The following is a 17,033-nucleotide window of genomic DNA, read 5'->3' on the forward strand; positions in this document are numbered from 1 at the left end:
GGGCCCCGTCCACGACGGGACCCGGCGCTTCCTTCTTCCCCATCGCCCGCTTGATAGACACAAGCCCCGCCATGCTCAGACTCTCGGAAATCAAGCTCCCGCTCGATCCGCCCGCCGACGCGCTCGACCGCGCCGTGCAGGGCCTGCTCGGCGTCGACGCCGGCGCCATCGCGCACATCCACGTCCACAAGCGCAGCTTCGACGCCCGCAAGGCCGACCTGCTGCAGGTCCACATCGTCGACGTGACGCTCGCCGGGCCGGACCCGGCCGCCCTGGAGGACGTGCTGCTCGCGCGCCTGGCCGGCAACCCGCGCGTGACGCGCTCGCCCGACATGCGCTACCTGCCGCCGGCGCGGGCGCCGGCCGACCTGCCGCTGCGCCCGGTGGTGGTGGGCTTCGGGCCGTGCGGCATCTTCAGCGCCCTGCTGCTGGCGCAGATGGGCTTCCGCCCGATCGTGCTGGAGCGCGGCAGGACCGTGCGCCAGCGCACCCGCGACACCTGGGGCCTGTGGCGCAAGGGCGTGCTCGACGCCGAGTCGAACGTGCAGTTCGGCGAGGGCGGCGCCGGGACGTTCTCCGACGGCAAGCTGTGGAGCCAGATCCGCGACCCGCGCTTCCTCGGGCGCAAGGTGATGGAGGAGTTCGTGAAAGCCGGCGCGCCGCCGGAGATCCTCTACGTCGCGCACCCGCACATCGGCACCTTCAAGCTGGTCAAGGTGGTCGAGCACATGCGCGAGCAGATCATCGCGCTGGGCGGCGAGGTCCGCTTCGAGCAGCGCGTGACCGACCTGCGCATCGAGGACGGCCGTCTGCGCGGCCTCACGGTGCGCGACCAGCGCACCGGCACCGACAGCGAGCTGCGCTGCGACCACGTCGTGCTGGCGCTCGGCCACAGTTCGCGCGACACCTTCGAGATGCTGCACGCGCGCGGCGTGCGGATCGACGCCAAGCCGTTCTCGATCGGCTTCCGCGTCGAGCACCCGCAGGGCGTGATCGACCGCGCGCGCTGGGGCCGCCACGCCGGCCATCCGCTGCTGGGCGCGGCCGACTACAAGCTGGTGCATCACGCGGCCAACGGCCGCGCGGTCTACAGCTTCTGCATGTGCCCGGGCGGCACGGTGGTCGCGGCCACCAGCGAGCCGGGACGCGTGGTCACCAACGGCATGAGCCAGTACTCGCGCAACGAGCGCAACGCCAACGCCGGCATCGTGGTGGGCATCGAGCCGAGCGACTTCCCCGGCTGGGAGCACGGCGCCACGGGCTCGCCGCTCGCGGGCATGGCGCTGCAGCGGCAGCTCGAATCCGACGCCTTCGTGCTGGGCGGCGGCGACTACCGCGCGCCGGCGCAGCTGGTGGGCGACTTCGTCGCCGGCCGGCCCTCGACGGCGCTGGGCGAGGTGGTGCCCTCGTACACCCCCGGCGTGACGCCGACCGACCTGCACGCGGCCTTGCCGGCCTATGCCATCGAGGCCATGCGCGAGGCCTTCCCGGTCTTCGGCCGCAAGATCCGCGGCTTCGACATGCACGACGCGGTGCTCACCGGCGTGGAGACGCGCACGTCGTCGCCGATCCGCATCGCGCGCGGCGAGGACGACTGCCAGAGCCCCAACGTGCGCGGCCTGTTCCCCGCCGGCGAGGGCGCGAGCTACGCCGGCGGCATCCTGTCGGCGGGCGTGGACGGCATCCGCGTGGCCGAAGCCGTGGCGCGCGCCATCCTGCGCGACGCCGGGCGCGCGGTCGGCTCGGTCGCCACGCCGACCCCGACCGAGCCGCCGTCGGCGAACGCGGACGCGATCGCGATGCCCTGAGCCCCGGCGCGCGGCGCCCGCTCCTTCCTTCCACCCACCGCCACCCCCTTTTCCAGGAACGCCATGTCCGACGCCCCGCAAGCCCCCGCCGACTTCCACTTCTACGAGCCCGCCCGGGGCCACGGCCTGCCGCACGACCCGTTCAACGCGATGGTCGGCCCGCGTCCGATCGGCTGGATCTCCTCGCGCGACGCGACGGGCCGGCTGAACCTGGCGCCCTACAGCTTCTTCAACGCCTTCAACTACACGCCGCCGATCGTCGGTTTCGCCAGCATCGGCACCAAGGACACCCTGCGCAACATCCGCGAGACGCGCGAGTTCGGCTGGAACCTGGCGACGCGACCCCTGGCCGAGCGCATGAACGCGAGCTGCGCGGCCGTGCCGCCGGAGGTCGACGAGTTCGAGCTCGCCGGCCTGACGCCGGTCGCCTCGCACACCATCGCCGTGCCGCGCGTGGCCGAGAGCCCGGTGTCCTTCGAATGCCGGCTGACGCAGATCGTGCAGCTCCAAGGTGTCGATGAAGCGCCGGTGGAAACCTGGCTGGTGCTGGGCGAGGTGGTGGGCGTGCACATCGCGCGAACGCTGCTCAAGGACGGCATCTACGACACCGCCGCGGCCGAGCCGATCCTGCGCGCGGGCGGCCCGGCCGACTACTTCGCCATCACGCCCGACAATCGGTTCCGCATGTTCCGCCCGCGCTGACCCGCCCCGCCGACCCCGCGACCGTCTCCTTCCCTTTTCCTTTTCTCCGAATCCGCCGACGCGCTCGACGTCCTCCGGGACCGACGCTGCGGGACTCCCCGCGTCGCGCCCCGCGCGCGCCCCTCTCCCTTCCCACCACCGCATTCCGATGACCGACGCTCCCGACGCCACCTCCTCCCCCTCGCCGCAGGCACCGGCCGCCGCCGAGCCCGCGCCGCGCCCGACCGCGTCGCTCCCCGAAGGCCGGACCGGCGCATCCGACGCCGCCGGCGCCGCCGTCGACCGCACCGAAGGCGCCGGCGATGGCGCCGATGCAGGTACGGGCACCGGCGGAAACGACGGCGGCAACGCTGAAGCCGGCGCCGCGACCGGCGCTCCGCGCGCGCGGCGCTCGCGCGGCGGACGCGGCCGACGCCGCTCCGGGCAAGCCGGCCCGAAGGCCGCCGGCACCGCCGACGACGACGTCGGCACTGTCGACGCGGATGAAGCCGAAGGCGCCGGAGACGACCACGCCGCCGAGCACCCAGGCGATCGCGCGGCGCCCGCGCCCGCCGATGCCGGCGCGCCCTTCGGACCGCGCCGCGACGGTGGCCCGCGCCGCCGCCCCGACGCCGCCCGGCCGCCGCGCCGGCCCGCGCAGGCGCAGGCGCAATCGCCGAAGGGCCAGGCGCAGCAGCAGCAGTCCTCGCGCAACAAGGTCCACCCGGTGCTCCAGCGCCTGTTCGAGCTCTACCCGTCGATGTTCGGCGCCCGCTTCCTGCCGCTCAAGCTGGGCGTCTACCAGGACCTGCTGGAGCGTCATGGCGACGAGTTCAAGGCCGAGGACCTGAAGATCGCGCTCGGCCTGCACGCGCGCTCCACGCGCTACCTCGACGCCGTCGCGGCCGGCCATCCGCGCCACGACCTCGAGGCCAAGCCCGTGGAACCGGTGGCGCCCGAGCACATCCACCACGCCATCCTGGAGGTGTTCCGCCGCCGCCAGTCGCGCACGCCCGACGACCTGAGCGCCGCCCTGCGCGACCGCATCATCGCGGCCATCGAGGCCTCCGGCGTCGGCCGCGACGCCTATGCCGAGCGCGTGCGCGCCCGCGACGTCAAGGGCAACGCCGCCCTCGACGACGCCCTCGCCGAGCTCGGCCGCCAGGGCGCCAAGCGCGAGGCCCTGCTGCGCGCCTTCGAGACCACCGGCAAGACCGAGGCGGAGTTCGCCGACATGTACGGCATGGAGCCGCGCGAGGTCACCCGCACGCTGCAGCGCGCGCGCAAGGACCAGGCGGACGCGCAGGCCTTCGCCGAGGCCCAGGCGGCGGCCGCCGAAGCGGCGGCGATGGCCGGGCCGGCCACCCGCGACGACGCGGCGGTCGACGACGCATCGGTCGATGGCGGATCGGGCGAGTCCGGCGAGCATCCGGCGTACGGCGATGGCACCGAAACCGAGCCCGAGCCCGAAGCCGAAGCCGAAGCCGAAGCCGACAACGATGCCGACGGCGAGGTCGGTCCCGAAGTCGAGCCGCAGGCCGCGACGGAACCCTTCCCGCCCGTGGCGCCGAAGCCGGCGGACTGAGCGGCATCGCCGCGTCGCCTGCGCGCATCCGGGCGCGGGCGCCTCGCGGCCCGTGCCGGCGACCTGTCGGCCCTCCGGATCGACGATGCCCCGCACGCGCGGGGCATTTTTCGTTGGGGCGGACGAACGGACCGGACGTCTCGGACCGCGCGGCGGAAAGCGCATCGACGCCGCGGCATTCGCCCGGACGATGCCGCGTCCCGCGCTTCGCGACGCGGGACGGCGGCTGGCGCCGCCCTCGCGCATCCCGTCGCATGCCGGTGGCGATGGCGCCCGGGCATCGGCACAGTCCGCCGGGTCGGTCGGGCTTCCATCGTCGTTCGAGCCCGCCGACGCTTCCAAGGAGTCCCGCCATGCTGCTGCAAATCGTCCTCCACACCCCTCGATGGGTGTTCGCCCTCTTCCTGCTGCTGCTGTGGCTGGGCGCCCGGCAACTCGTCGCCCACGACCCGGGCCTGGGCCGCGTCACGCTGATGCCCCTGGCCATGGGCGCGCTGTCGGTCCTCGGCCTGGTGTCGGTCTTCGGCGACTCGCCCGTCGCGCTGGCCGGCTGGGCCGTCGCGGCCCTGGCCGCGCTGACGCTGGTGCTGCGGCGCCCGCTGCCCGTCACGACCCGCTACGACGCCGCGCGGCGCCGCTTCCACGTCGCCGGCAGCGCGGTGCCCCTGATGCTGATGACGGGCCTCTTCCTGATCAAGTACGCGGTCGGCGTCGCCCTGGCGCTGCATCCCGAGCTGCGCCGGCAGGCCGCCTTCGGCCTCGCGGTGCCGCTGCTCTACGGCGCGTTCAGCGGCGTCTTCGCGGCCCGCGCGCTGCGGATGTGGCGGCTGGCTTTGGCCCCCGACGGCATGGCCCTGCGGTACAACGGGGAGCCGTCATGAACCACTCCGCTTCCGACGCTTCCCCGTCCGACCTCGACCGCCTCGCCCGCCGCCGCGCCGGCGCCAAGATGGGCTGGTACGTCCACGCCTCGGTCTACGTGCTGGTCAACCTCGCCCTGGCCGGGCTGTCGGCCGCCCGGGGCCATGCAGGGGCGATCCAGCCGCTGCTCGGCTGGGGGCTGGGGCTGCTGGTCCACGGCGCGGTGGTCTGGTTCGCGGCCTCGGGCAGCGGCCTGCACGAACGGCTCGTGGCGCGCGAGCGCCGCGCGCTGGGCGACCGGGACCGCGCGTGAGCCCGGACCCGACCGCGACCACCACCCCCCGCTCCATCGGGGACGACCTGCGCCACATGCTGCGCCACGGCCTGATCACCGCCACCTTCTCCTGCGCGATCGCTGCCGCCCTGAGCATCGCCGGCGGCGGCCGATGGACCTCGCACCTGGTCTATTCGCTGTCGATCGGCCTGCTGAGCTGGCTGTTCATCGACACCGGCCGCCTGCTGGCCACCCGGCACCGCGAGGTCCGCTGGCCGCCGGGCGCCCGGGGCTGGGTGATCGTCGCCGTCGGCGCCACGCTGGGGTTCCTGGGCGGCAACCTGATCGGCGACGCCTGGGTCGGCGCCCCGACCCTCGACTTCCTGGACCTCGCCGGCCGCAGGCTGGCCACGGGGGTGATCGTCACGCTCGCCGCGACGGTCGGCCTGTGCCTCTTCTTCTACGGCCTGGGCCGCAGCCGTCATCTGCAGGGCCAGGTCGACCAGGCGCGGCGCGCGGCCACCGAGGCGCGGCTGAAGCTGCTGGAGACCCAGCTCGAGCCCCACATGCTGTTCAACACGCTGGCCAACCTGCGCGTGCTCGTCACCCTCGACCCGCCGCGCGCCGTGGCCATGCTCGACCGCCTCGACCGCTACCTGCGCATGACGCTCGGCGGCTCGCGCGCGTTGGCGCATCCGCTGTCCGACGAGTTCGACCGGCTGGACGACTACCTGGCGCTGATGGCGGTGCGCATGGGCGAGCGCCTGCGCTACGCCCTGGAACTGCCCGACGACCTGCGCGACATTCCCGTGCCGCCGCTGCTGCTGCAGCCGCTGGTGGAGAACGCCATCCGCCACGGGCTGGAGCCCCGGGTCGAAGGCGGACGGATCGACGTGCGCGCGAGCCGCCAGGGCGACCGGCTGGTGATCGAGGTGAGCGACACCGGCGTCGGGCTCGACGCGGCGCCCGCCGCCGACGACGGTGGCGGCTTCGGCCTCGCCCAGGTGCGCGAGCGGCTGGCCGCCGTGCACGGCGACCGGGCCCGCCTGGACCTCGCGCCTTCGCAAGACGATGGCGGCACCCGCGCCACGCTGAGCGTTCCGCTGCCCGAGCGGCATTGACGCGCCGGCCACGACGATCCCCAAGGACCCCCGATGCACGCCACCGCCCTCGTCGCCGAAGACGAACCGCTGCTCGCGCGGGCCCTCGTGGCCGAGCTGGCCGCCGCGTGGCCCGACCTGCGCGTCGTCGCCACCGTGGGCGACGGCCGCGCCGCCGTGGAGACGGCGCTGCGGTTGCTGCCGCGGGTGCTGTTTCTCGACATCCGCATGCCCGGCCTCGACGGCCTGGGCGCCGCCGCCGAACTGGCCGAGCGCTGGCCGGTCGACGCGGCGCCGTTGCCGCAGCTGGTCTTCGTGACGGCCTACGACGAGTACGCGACCCGCGCCTTCGAGGCCCAGGCCCTCGACTACGTGCTCAAGCCGGTGCGGCCCGAGCGCCTGCGCCGGACCGTCGGCCGGCTGCGGCAGGCGCTGGCCGCGAACGCGCCGCCGGCCGTGCCGCCCGCGCCGTCGATGCCGTCGTCCGCGGTCGCGCTCGCGGTCGACGAGGCGCTGGAACGCGCGCTGGCGCGGTGGCGCGGCGCCCTGGACGCGGCGGGCGCCGCCGCCGCGGCGGGCGCGCGGGCGCCGACCCCGCTGCGCCTGCTTCCCGTCGGCGATGCCGGCGGCGGCACCGTGCGCCTGGTGCCGATCGACGAGGTGCTGTGCTTCGAGGCCGCCGACAAGTACGTGCGCGTGCTCACCGCGACGCACGAGCACCTGATCCGCACGCCGCTGCGGCAGCTGCTGCCCCGGCTCGACGCCGAGGTCTTCTGGCAGGTGCATCGGGCCGTGGTGGTGCGCGCCGCGGCCATCGACTCGGTGCGGCGCGACGAGGCCGGCCGGCTGCACCTGACGCTGCGCGGGCGGCCCGGGACGCTGCCGGTGAGCCGGCTGCACGCCCATCGGTTCCAGACCCTGTGACCCGCGTGCCGACGACGAAAAAAAAGCGCCCCGACCGGGGCGCTTCTTCCATCTGCGTCGATGGGCATCGGACCGCCGATGCCCGGGGTCTCAACCCCGCGCGTTCTGCAGCGCCGCGATGCGCTCCTCGATCGGCGGGTGGGTCGCGAAGAGCTTGCCGATCGAGCCGGTGATGCCCATCGCCTCGACCGCCTTGGGCAGTTCGCCGGCGGGCAGGCCGCCCAGGCGGGCCAGGGCGTTCATCATCGGCTGCTTGCGGCCCATGAGCTGCGCGGCGCCGGCGTCGGCACGGAACTCGCGGTGGCGCGAGAACCAGGCCACCACCATCGCGGCGGCGAAGCCCAGCACGATGTCCAGCACGATGGTGCTGACGTAGTAGCCGATGCCCGGGCCCGAGCTGCGGTCGTCGCCGCGGCGCAGGAAGCTGTCCACCGCGTAGCCGATCACGCGCGAGAGGAACACGACGAAGGTGTTCATGACGCCCTGGATCAGGGTCATGGTGACCATGTCGCCGTTGGCGATGTGGGCCACCTCGTGGCCGATGACGGCCTCGACCTCCTCGCGCGTCATGCCCTGGAGCAGGCCGGTGGACACCGCCACCAACGACGAGTTCTTGAACGCGCCGGTGGCGAAGGCGTTGGGCTCGCCCTCGAAGATCGCGACCTCGGGCATGCCGATGCCGGCCTTGTCGGCGAAGTTGCGCACGGTCTGGACGATCCAGGCCTCGTCGGCGTTCTGCGGGTTGTCGATCATGCGCAGGCCGGCGGTCCACTTGGCCATCGGCTTGCTGATGAGCAGCGAGATGATCGCGCCGCCGAAGCCCATGACGAGCGCGAAGCCCAGCAGCGACCCCAGGTTCAGCCCGTTGGCCGTGAGGAAGCGGTTGACGCCGAGCAGGCTGGCGACCACGCCCAGCACGGCGACGACCATGACGTTGGTCAGGACGAAGAGAAGGATGCGTTTCAAGTTGATTTCTCCGTGGGAGGAAGGACGGTTCCGGACGCGGCGGTTCGGTCCCTCCGACAGATGGGGACCGGGCCGCGCGCTTCAAGCCGCAGGGGGAGGACGCCGGTCGGCCGTCGGGGCGGCGCGTGTGGTTGTCGGTGTGGGACGGCGCGGCGGCCGGAAGACGTCGGCGTCATCATAGAAGCCGGGCGCCTCATTCCCTGCCCACCACAGGGGCACTCCCAGCACCGGCAGCGGAACGAAGGGCTTGGCGCGCAAGTGCGCCGGATCGAGCGCGGCGGCCAGCGCGGCGTCGTCGTCGGTCAGGCGCCGCGCGCCGGACGTGCCCGGCAGCAGCACGTGGGCGGTGATCGGCTTGCGCGGCGTCGCGAGTTTTTCGAGCAGGGCGTGGCCGAAGAGCTGGAGCCGCGCCTCGCGCCACAGCGCGCGATGCGTCACGAACAGGCTCCGCCAGTCGCGCGCGACGAGGGCGCGCCACAAGGCCGGCGGCGCGTCGAGCACCGCGCCGTTCTCGTCGAACAGCGTCAGCGCGTCGCGCAGCGGCCCGCGCGTGGCGCCGATGCCGCAGCGCGCGATCTCCGCCGCCTGCAGTGCGTTGAGCCGGCGCTTGGCCATCGGGCGATGCAGCCAGACCAGGCCGTTGAAGAAGTCGTGCAGGTTGTCGCGCGTGGGCACGCCGCCGGTCTCGGCGATGAAGCGCTCGTAGGGCTCGCCCGGCGGCAACCGGGACTGGGCGACGAAGCGGACGGGGAACGGCGCGCCGGGCGGCACGCGGGCGTCGAGCGCCTCGGCGACCGACGTCGCGAGGACCTGGTCGGGACCCCCCGTCGGGCCGCCGTCGCCGGCGGTCACGGCCCGCAGCGCCGGCTCGCCGAGCGCGCGGTACGGCGCGAGCCACGGCGCGGTCCAGTCGACGGCCGGCGGGTTCACCGCGCGTTCGCGGCGCCGATCCAGCGGATGCGGTCGGGGTGGTGGAAGACGGCGAACTCGGTGGGCAGCTTCTCGAACAGCTTCACCGAACTGGCGTTCCGACCCAGCAGCCCGGCCGTGCGCAGGGCCTGGGCGATGTCGTTGAGCGCCACCTCGCCGCCGCCGCGCAGGCTGGGCGCGGCGTCGAGGATGAAGCCGGCCGCCTCGGCGGCGGCGGCCGCGGCGGCATCGACCGGCGGCGTCGCCGCCTTGGCGCCGCGGGTCTTGCGGGCGGCCGTCTTGCGCGCCGGCGGCGGGGCCGTCGAGGCCGGCGATGTCGGCGCCGACGATGGATCGGCGACGCCGGCCGGGACGCGGGAGGACGGGGTGCGGGAGGCCGTGGCCGACGCGGGTTTCGCGGCGTCCGACACCGACGCGCGCGACGTCGCCGCCGGAGCTGGAGCTGGAGCTGGAGCTGGAGCTGGAGCTGGAGTCGGAGCCGGGGCCGGGGCCGGGGCCGCGTGGGATGCCACGGGCGCAGGTGCAGGTGCGGTCCTGGTCGTGGATGCGGGCTCGACAGGCGCAACGCGCGTGCCGGACGCTGCGCGCGTGGCGGACGCGCCGCCGGCCCGGCGCGCCGGGGCCGCGCCGCCATCGGCGCGATGGCGCAGGTCGGTGAAGGCGTCGTAGGCGGCGACGGTGTCCTCGCCGGTCTTGCCCTGCTGGCCGATGCCGCAGACGCGGCAGCCCTTCTCGCGCAGCCGGATCACCAGCGGCGCGAAGTCCGAGTCGGACGACACCAGGTAGACCACGCGCGGCCGCTCCGCCACGACCAGGTCCATGGCGTCGACCGCCAGGGCGATGTCGGTGCTGTTCTTGCCGGCGGCGAGGTTGACCATCGGCCGCACGCCCAGGCGCTTGAACAGCATCTGGTGCTTGAGCGCCGCCTCGGCGGTGCAGTAGGCACGCCGCACGTGCAGCGCGCCGTGCTCCGCCAGCACCTGGTGCACGGCCTGCTCGATGACGTCCCCCGAGACGTTGTCGGCGTCGATCAGCAGCATGGTGCGGTCGTTCATGGCGTCGTCCTTCATCGTGGCGGTGTTCAGACGAGCTTCCATTTCAGCGTCTCGCCCCCGCGCAGGGGCTTGAGCGTGGCCTCGCCGTAGGGCACGGTCTCGGGCACGGTCCAGGTCTCGCGGCGCAGCGTGACGGTGCCGGTGTTGCGCGGCAGGCCGTAGAAGTCGGCGCCGTGGAAGCTGGCGAAGCCTTCCAGTTTGTCCAGCGCGCCGGCGTCGTCGAAAGCCTCGGCGTAGAGCTCGAGGGCGGTCAGCGCGGTGTAGCAGCCGGCGCAGCCCAGCGCGTGCTCCTTGAGGTGGGCGGCGTGCGGCGCGCTGTCGGTGCCGAAGAAGAAGCGGTCGCTGCCGCTGGTGACGGCCTCGACCAGCGCCAGGCGGTGCGTCTCGCGCTTGAGCACCGGCAGGCAGTAGTAGTGCGGGCGGATGCCGCCGGTGAAGATGGCGTTGCGGTTGTAGAGCAGGTGGTGCGCGGTGACGGTGGCGGCGGTGAAGCGGTCGGCGGCACGCACGTACTGGGCGCCCTCCTTCGTCGTCAGGTGCTCGAAGACGATCTTCAGCTCGGGGAAGTCGCGCCGCAGCGGGATCAGCACGCGGTCGATGAAGACGGCCTCGCGGTCGAACAGGTCGACCGCCGGGTCGGTGACCTCGCCGTGCACCAGGAACAGCAGGCCGTGCTTCTGCATGGCCTCCAGCGTCGGGTAGGCGAGCCGCAGGTCGGTCACGCCGGCGTCGCTGTTGGTGGTGGCGCCGGCCGGATAGAGCTTGAGGGCGCGCACGCCGGCCTCGGCGGCGCGCGCGATCTCCTCGGGCGGCGTCCGGTCGGTGAGGTAGAGCGACATCACCGGGTCGAAGGCCGTGCCGGCGGGCACGGCGTCGAGGATGCGCCGGCGATAGTCCAGGGCCTGTCGCGCGGTCGTGACCGGCGGACGCAGGTTGGGCATGATCAGCGCCCGGCCGACCTGGGCCGCGGAGTGCGGCACGACGGCCCGCAGCGCGGCGCCGTCGCGCACGTGCAGGTGCCAGTCGTCGGGGCGGGTGATCGTGAGGGTGGAGGGCGATGCGGCGGGGGTGGGCTCGGCGGAACGGGTCATGCGGCGATTCTCCCATCGCGCCCGCGCGGCGGCCCCTCGGGCGCCGCCCCGTCCGCGACGATCACTCGGCCTTGATGCCCGCGCGGCGCACCACGTCGCCGAAGGTCACCAGGCGCTCGGCCATCATCTTCTCGAAGGCGGCCGGCGGCAGCTCCTCCGGCGGGATCACGCCGCGCTCGTTGAGCGCCTGGACCATGGCCGGCGAGACCGCCGCCCGGCGCACGGCGTCGTAGAGCGCGCGCACCACCGGCTCGGGCGTGCCGGCGGGCGCGGCCAGGCCGGTCCACGAGGTGATGTTGAGCTGCGGGTAGCCGACCTCGGCGAAGGTCGGCACGTCGGGCAGCTGCGGCATGCGTTTGTCGGCGGTGACGGCGAGCGCGCGCATCTTCCCGGACTGGATGTGCGGCAGCATGATCAGCAGGTTGTCGAGGATGAACTGCACCTCGTTGCCCAGCACGGCCGTGATCAGCGGCGAGCCGCCGCGGTAGGGGATGTGCGTGGTGTAGATGCCGGTGGCGGCCTTGAGCATCTCGACGTTGAGCTGGCCCATGCTGCCGACCCCGCCGCTGCCGTAGTTGAGCTTGCCGGGGTTCTTCTTCGCGTACTCGACGAACTCCTTGAAGGTCCTGACCGGCAGGCTCGAATGCACCACCAGCACGTTGGGCTGGCGGCCCAGGATGGTGATGTTCTCGAAGTCCTTGACCGGGTCGTAGCCCAGCTTCGGCTGCGTCAGCGGATTGGCCAGGTGGCTGCTCTGCGACGACACCACCAGCGTGTAGCCGTCCGGCTTGGCGTGCGCCACCAGCTGCGACGACACCGAGCCGCCGGCACCGGGGCGGTTGTCGACGATGACCGGCACGCCCAGCGCGCGCGACATCGGCTCGGCGTACTGGCGCGCCATCAGGTCGACCGAGCCGCCGGCCGGGAACGGCACCATCAGCGTGACCGGGCGCGACGGGAATCTGTCCTGCGCGCGGAGGCCCAGGGGCGCGGCCAGCAGGCCGGCGCCCAGCGACAGGCCGGCGCCCAGGAGGCCGCGGCGCAGGGATCGGAAACGAAGGTCGGGAGCGGAAGACATGGTGCGTGGATTCGATGGAGATGGAAGAACGAAGGCGGTGACACCCGGTCGAGGTCCTCAGTCGAGGTCCAGCAGCGCCAGGGCCAGCGCCTGGGCGCGCGGCACGAGGGTGTCGAGTTCGCAGTACTCGCGCTCGGTGTGCGGATGCCCGCCGACCGGCCCGGTGGCGCACAGCGTGGGCACGCCGATCGAGGCGGTCAGGCCGCTGTCGGCGGCGCCGCCGGTGAACTCGCCCTGGACGTCGAAGCCGACCGCCTGCGCGCTGCGGCGATAGAGCGCGAGCAGCGCCTCGGGCGTCTGGCGCATCGGCAGCGTGCGGCGCTCGGCGACGATGCGGCCCCGGGTGCGCGGCGGGTTCTCCGCCTCGACGATGGCCCGCACGCGCGCAAGCACCTCGTCGGGATCGAGCCCGGCGGTGTAGCGCAGGTCGACCTCGGCGCTCGCCTCGGGCGCGACCATGTTGGGCACGATGCCGCCCCGGATCACGCCGACGTTGACCGTCAGGCCGCGCTCCGGATCGTTGAGCGCGTGCAGCGCCACGATCTTGCGCGCCAGGGCATCGATGGCGCTGGCGCCGGCGGACGGATTGATGCCCGCGTGGGCGGCCACGCCGTCCACCGCGAACTCCACCACCATCGAGCCCTTGCGGCTGGTCACGACGTTGCCGTTGGCGCGGCCGGGCTCGGCGTTGAAGACGGCGCGGGCGCCGAGGGTCACCTCCATGATGCGATCGCGCGTGGCGGGCGAGCCGATCTCCTCGTCGCACGAGAACAGCAGCCGCAACGGCGCCTTGAGGCCGGCGGCGGCGCCCGTGCGCGCCAGGGCCTCGGCCACGAAGACGTTGAGCACCAGGCCCGACTTCATGTCGGCCACGCCGGGTCCGAAGGCGCGTTCGCCCTCGACGCGGAACGGCCGGCGCTGCGCGGTGCCGGCCGGATAGACCGTGTCCATGTGCCCCATGAGGAACACGGCCGGGCCCTCGGCGGCGTCCGGCAGGCGGGCCTGCAGCATGGGGCCGTGGCCGGCGACCGGATGGAAGTCCACCGCCAGGCCGGCCGCCTCCAGGTGCCGCCGCAGCACCGTGGCGACGGCCTCGATGCCCTCGACCTGGCGGCTGCCGCTGTCGATGTCGACGATCTCCTGCAACAGCAGTTGCATCGAGTGGCGTTGGTCCGCCAGCCACGCCAGCACGGCGGCGCGTCGGGCAGCGGGGTCGGTCTTCGGCATAGTCTGCATGGGAGTGCCTGCGATCAGGCCAAGGTTGGAGTGTCCGAAGTTTCCCATTCTTCGGGTCATTCTGCAATTAGCATTGCAAAAACGAGACGATAAATGACGAATTCATTGCAGAACCGGTTGCTGCCCGAACGCCTGTCGCGCCATGGGGCCGCCCTCACCGGCAGCGAACGCGGCCTCGCACAGGCCCTGACCGACGGTTGGCCCCACGCGCTCCTCGACTCCGCCACCGCATTGGCGTCGCGCACCGGCACCAGCGCCTCGACCGTGGTGCGGCTGTTTGCCAAGCTCGGCTACGAGAGCTATGCGCAGGCGCAGAAGGAGGCGCGCGAGGAGGTCGCCTCGCTGCTGCAGACGGCCGGCCAGCGGGCACCGGCCGCGCTGGGCACCCGGCGCAGCCTGCGCGAGTGCGTGGACGACGCGGCGGCCCACGACCAGCGCAACCTGGCCGCGACGCGCGACGGGCTCGACGGCGTCGCCTTCGAGGCCATCGCCACGCGGCTCGCCAAGCCCGAGGGCCGCGTGTTCGTCTTCGCCCAGCTCAACAGCGCCCCCGTCGCCGGCTGGCTGGCCCTGCACCTCAACATGTGCCGGCCACGGGTGCAGCAGCTGGGCGCGGGCGCGACCGCCGCGACCGACGAGCTGCTGTGGATCGCTCCGGACGACGTGCTGCTGGCCTTCAGCATCCGGCGCTACGCGGCCGGCCCGGCGCGTGTCGCGCAGCGCTTCCGCGAGGCGGGCGCCCGGGTGTTCGCGATCGTCGACGGCCCGGCCGCGCCGCTCGCCGCGTGCTCGGACGCCTGGATCCAGGTGCACACGGCCAACGCGTCGCCGTTCCGTTCGTACACGGCCGCCTTCTTCCTGTGCAACGCGCTGGTGTCGGCGGTGGCGCAGCTGCGCGGCCAGGCGGTGTCGGACGCGCTGCAGCGCCGCGATGCGCTGTGGAGCCATTTCGAGGACCAACTGGAGCTGCCGGTCGGCCGGACCGGCGGCCGCGCGCGGCGCCGCACCGGCTGACCGAGCGAGCAGTCGACGTCCGTGCCGACCCGAAGCGGCGCCGAGGCCGTCTCGGCGCTCCCGGCGCGTGCCCACGCCCTGGCGATCGCCGTCTCCACGCGGCATCGGTCGCGGCGGCGGCCTCCGCGCGCGGCCAGCGTCGCGTCTCGACGCCGTGCCCTCCCGGATGGAACGGGGGCGGCCAAGAAAAAGCCCCGCGATGCGGGGCCTCGTCGTGACGGGACGCGACGGGCGGGGCGCCCGGGCGCGCGACCTCAGTGCTGCAGGATCTTGTTCAAGAATTCCTTGGTGCGCGGCTGGCGGTTCTCGGGATGGCTGAAGAACTCGTCCTTCGAGCAGTCCTCCAGGATGCGCCCGCCGACGTCGATGAAGATCACGCGGCTGGCGACCTTGCGCGCGAAGCCCATCTCGTGCGTCACGCACATCATGGTCATGCCTTCCTTGGCCAGGCTCACCATGACGTCGAGGACCTCGCCCACCATCTCGGGGTCGAGCGCCGAGGTGGGTTCGTCGAACAGCATGACGATCGGGTCCATCGACAGCGCGCGGGCGATCGCCACGCGCTGCTGCTGACCGCCGGAGAGCTGGCCGGGGAACTTGTCCTTGTGCGCCATCAGGCCCACGCGGTCGAGCATCTTCAGGCCGCGCGTCTTGGCCTCGTCGGGCTTGCGGCCGAGCACCTTGATCTGCGCGATCGTCAGGTTCTCCGTCACCGACAGGTGCGGGAACAGCTCGAAGTGCTGGAACACCATGCCGACCTTGGAGCGCAGCTTGGGCAGGTTGGTCTTGGGGTCGTGCAGCGCGATGCCGTTGACCGTGATCTCGCCCTTCTGGAAGGGCTCGAGCGCGTTCACGGTCTTGATGAGCGTGGACTTGCCCGAGCCCGAGGGCCCGCACACCACCACCACGTCGCCCTTGCCGATGCTCACCGAACAGTCGTTGAGCACCTGCACCGGGCCGTACCACTTGGAAACGTTCTTGATTTCGATCATTTTTGAAACTCCTGTCTGGGGGTGCCGGTCACCGAATAATCGCGATCTTCTTGTGAAGCCGCTTGACGAAGTACGACAGCACGTAGCACATGACGAAATAGACGACCGCCGCGAGCAGGTAGGCCTCGATCGGGCGGCCGTAGTTCTTGCCGGCCGTCTCGATGCCCTTGAGCAGGTCGTAGGCGCCGATGGCGTAGACCAGCGAGGTGTCCTGGAACAGGATGATGGTCTGCGTCAACAGCACCGGCAGCATGTTGCGGAACGCCTGCGGCAGCACCACCAGCTTCATGTTCTGGCCGTAGGTCATGCCCACGGCCAGGCCGGCGTTGACCTGGCCGCGCGGGATCGACTGGATGCCCGCGCGCATGATCTCGCTGAAGTAGGCCGCCTCGAAGGCGATGAAGGTGATCACCGCCGAACCCTCGGCGCCGATGGGCCGCCCGATGGCGAAGGGCACCAGCAGGAAGAAGCCCAGGATCACCATCACCAGCGGCACGCTGCGCATGCCGTTGACGTAGACGGCCGCGGGCATGTCCAGCCACTTCTTGCCCGACAGGCGCATGAGCGCGAGCAGGGTGCCGAAGAAGATGCCGCCGAGGGTGGCGACGATGGTCAGGACGACGCTGAAGTACAGCCCGTTCAGCACGAACTTGCTGATGACGTCCCAGTTGTAGAACGAAAAGTCGAGATTGCTCATGTCAGTGGCCCCCGCCCGAGGCCGAGACGATGAAGCCCGGCACGCGCGAGCGCTTCTCGATGAAGGCCATGAGCCGGTTGATCGCGAAGGCCGAGACGATGTAGAGCGCCGTGACGCCCAGGAACATCTCGATGGGTCGCGAGGTCTCCTCGCTCGACTGGATGAAGAACATCGTCAGCTCGGGCACCGACACGGCGAAGGCGACCGACGAGTTCTTGAAGATGTTCATGGTCTCGCTGGTGAGCGGCGGGATGATGATGCGGTAGGCCATCGGCAGGATGACGTAGCGGTAGTACTGCGCCGTGGTGAAGCCCACCGCCATGCCCGCGTAGCGCTGGCCCTTGGGCAGCGCCTGGATGCCCGAGCGCACCTGCTCGGCGATCCGCGCCGACGTGAAGAAGCCCAGCGCCAGCACCACCAGCACGATGCTCGGCACGTCCTTCATGAACGGCAGCACCGCCGGGATGACGTGGTACCAGAGGAAGATCTGCACCAGCAGCGGAATGTTGCGGAACAGCTCCACCCAGGCATTGCCCAGGCGCACCAGCCACGGGCTGTCGGGCAGCGTGCGGATGATGCCCACCAGCGAGCCCAGCACCAGGGCGACGATCAGCGCCAGCAGCGCGACCGACACCGTCCAGCCCCAGGCCGAGAGCATCCATTCCCAGTAGGTCGGGTACTTCCCGCCCGGGTCCTGCAAATAGACCTGCCAATCCCAGTTCGATCCCATGGGGATACTCC

17 protein-coding genes are annotated in these 17,033 nt (G+C 72.6%); 8 read left to right on the plus strand and 9 right to left on the minus strand.

Annotated elements, in window-relative coordinates; all coding sequences use genetic code 11:
• Nucleotides 1–71 precede the first annotated feature (71 nt).
• The 7 genes from ABID77_RS09640 (at nucleotide 72) to ABID77_RS09670 (ending at nucleotide 7,233) form a co-directional block, all read left to right on the plus strand.
• On the plus strand, nucleotides 72–1,808 hold the full coding sequence (locus ABID77_RS09640; RefSeq protein WP_429594342.1) for an NAD(P)/FAD-dependent oxidoreductase: 1,737 nt from the start codon (nucleotides 72–74) through the stop codon (nucleotides 1,806–1,808).
• Nucleotides 1,809–1,871: 63 nt separating this feature from the next.
• On the plus strand, nucleotides 1,872–2,510 hold the full coding sequence (locus ABID77_RS09645; RefSeq protein ID WP_429594345.1) for a flavin reductase family protein: 639 nt from the start codon (nucleotides 1,872–1,874) through the stop codon (nucleotides 2,508–2,510).
• A gap of 148 nt (nucleotides 2,511–2,658) precedes the next feature.
• Nucleotides 2,659–4,074 (plus strand): ProQ/FINO family protein, encoded by a 1,416-nt coding sequence (locus ABID77_RS09650; protein WP_429594348.1) that lies wholly within the window; start codon nucleotides 2,659–2,661, stop codon nucleotides 4,072–4,074.
• Nucleotides 4,075–4,427: 353 nt separating this feature from the next.
• Entirely contained in the window at nucleotides 4,428–4,955 is a 528-nt protein-coding gene (locus tag ABID77_RS09655) for a DUF6622 family protein (protein WP_429594351.1), read from the plus strand.
• Nucleotides 4,952–5,248, plus strand: coding sequence for a 2TM domain-containing protein (locus ABID77_RS09660; RefSeq protein WP_429594353.1), 297 nt, complete (start codon nucleotides 4,952–4,954; stop codon nucleotides 5,246–5,248). The genes ABID77_RS09655 and ABID77_RS09660 overlap by 4 nt, the downstream gene beginning before the upstream one ends.
• Nucleotides 5,249–5,304: 56 nt before the next feature.
• Nucleotides 5,305–6,330: a sensor histidine kinase gene (locus tag ABID77_RS09665; protein ID WP_429594782.1), complete on the plus strand. Its 1,026-nt coding sequence runs from the start codon at nucleotides 5,305–5,307 to the stop codon at nucleotides 6,328–6,330.
• A 33-nt stretch (nucleotides 6,331–6,363) separates the two neighbouring features.
• A complete protein-coding gene (locus ABID77_RS09670) occupies nucleotides 6,364–7,233 on the plus strand; it encodes a LytR/AlgR family response regulator transcription factor (RefSeq protein WP_429594356.1) in 870 nt (289 codons plus the stop codon).
• A 90-nt stretch (nucleotides 7,234–7,323) separates the two neighbouring features.
• On the opposite strand, the gene htpX is transcribed toward ABID77_RS09670, so the two are convergent.
• From htpX to ABID77_RS09700, 6 genes are all read right to left on the minus strand, one after another.
• The gene (gene htpX / locus ABID77_RS09675) at nucleotides 7,324–8,199 is read right to left on the minus strand and encodes a protease HtpX (RefSeq protein ID WP_429594359.1); all 876 of its coding nucleotides are present in this window, start codon (nucleotides 8,197–8,199) and stop codon (nucleotides 7,324–7,326) included.
• A gap of 81 nt (nucleotides 8,200–8,280) precedes the next feature.
• Nucleotides 8,281–9,129 (minus strand): DUF3025 domain-containing protein, encoded by an 849-nt coding sequence (locus tag ABID77_RS09680; RefSeq protein WP_429594361.1) that lies wholly within the window; start codon nucleotides 9,127–9,129, stop codon nucleotides 8,281–8,283.
• Complete coding sequence (locus ABID77_RS09685; protein ID WP_429594364.1) at nucleotides 9,126–10,226, minus strand: NYN domain-containing protein; 1,101 nt, start codon at nucleotides 10,224–10,226, stop codon at nucleotides 9,126–9,128. The genes ABID77_RS09680 and ABID77_RS09685 overlap by 4 nt, the downstream gene beginning before the upstream one ends.
• Nucleotides 10,211–11,275, minus strand: coding sequence for a dihydroorotase (gene pyrC, locus ABID77_RS09690; protein ID WP_429594367.1), 1,065 nt, complete (start codon nucleotides 11,273–11,275; stop codon nucleotides 10,211–10,213). Before pyrC ends, ABID77_RS09685 begins: the two co-directional genes overlap by 16 nt.
• 61 nt (nucleotides 11,276–11,336) lie before the next feature.
• Nucleotides 11,337–12,353: a Bug family tripartite tricarboxylate transporter substrate binding protein gene (locus ABID77_RS09695; RefSeq protein ID WP_429594370.1), complete on the minus strand. Its 1,017-nt coding sequence runs from the start codon at nucleotides 12,351–12,353 to the stop codon at nucleotides 11,337–11,339.
• A gap of 57 nt (nucleotides 12,354–12,410) precedes the next feature.
• Nucleotides 12,411–13,580, minus strand: a complete 1,170-nt coding sequence (locus tag ABID77_RS09700) for a M20 family metallopeptidase (protein WP_429594785.1) — start codon at nucleotides 13,578–13,580, stop codon at nucleotides 12,411–12,413.
• Nucleotides 13,581–13,682: 102 nt separating this feature from the next.
• On the opposite strand from ABID77_RS09700, the gene ABID77_RS09705 reads away from it, so the two are divergent.
• Nucleotides 13,683–14,603, plus strand: coding sequence for a MurR/RpiR family transcriptional regulator (locus ABID77_RS09705; protein WP_429594373.1), 921 nt, complete (start codon nucleotides 13,683–13,685; stop codon nucleotides 14,601–14,603).
• Between the two features lie 254 nt (nucleotides 14,604–14,857).
• On the opposite strand, the gene ABID77_RS09710 is transcribed toward ABID77_RS09705, so the two are convergent.
• From ABID77_RS09710 to ABID77_RS09720, 3 genes are read right to left on the minus strand one after another with little or no spacing between them, the layout of a single operon-like run.
• Entirely contained in the window at nucleotides 14,858–15,595 is a 738-nt protein-coding gene (locus ABID77_RS09710; RefSeq protein WP_429594376.1) for an amino acid ABC transporter ATP-binding protein, read from the minus strand.
• 28 nt (nucleotides 15,596–15,623) lie between these two features.
• A complete protein-coding gene (locus ABID77_RS09715) occupies nucleotides 15,624–16,292 on the minus strand; it encodes an amino acid ABC transporter permease (RefSeq protein WP_429594379.1) in 669 nt (222 codons plus the stop codon).
• 1 nt (nucleotide 16,293) lies between these two features.
• Nucleotides 16,294–17,022 (minus strand): amino acid ABC transporter permease, encoded by a 729-nt coding sequence (locus ABID77_RS09720; protein ID WP_429594382.1) that lies wholly within the window; start codon nucleotides 17,020–17,022, stop codon nucleotides 16,294–16,296.
• Nucleotides 17,023–17,033 lie beyond the last annotated feature (11 nt).

Source organism: Variovorax sp. PvP013 (assembly GCF_050435945.1).
Lineage (GTDB): Bacteria > Pseudomonadota > Gammaproteobacteria > Burkholderiales > Burkholderiaceae_C > Variovorax.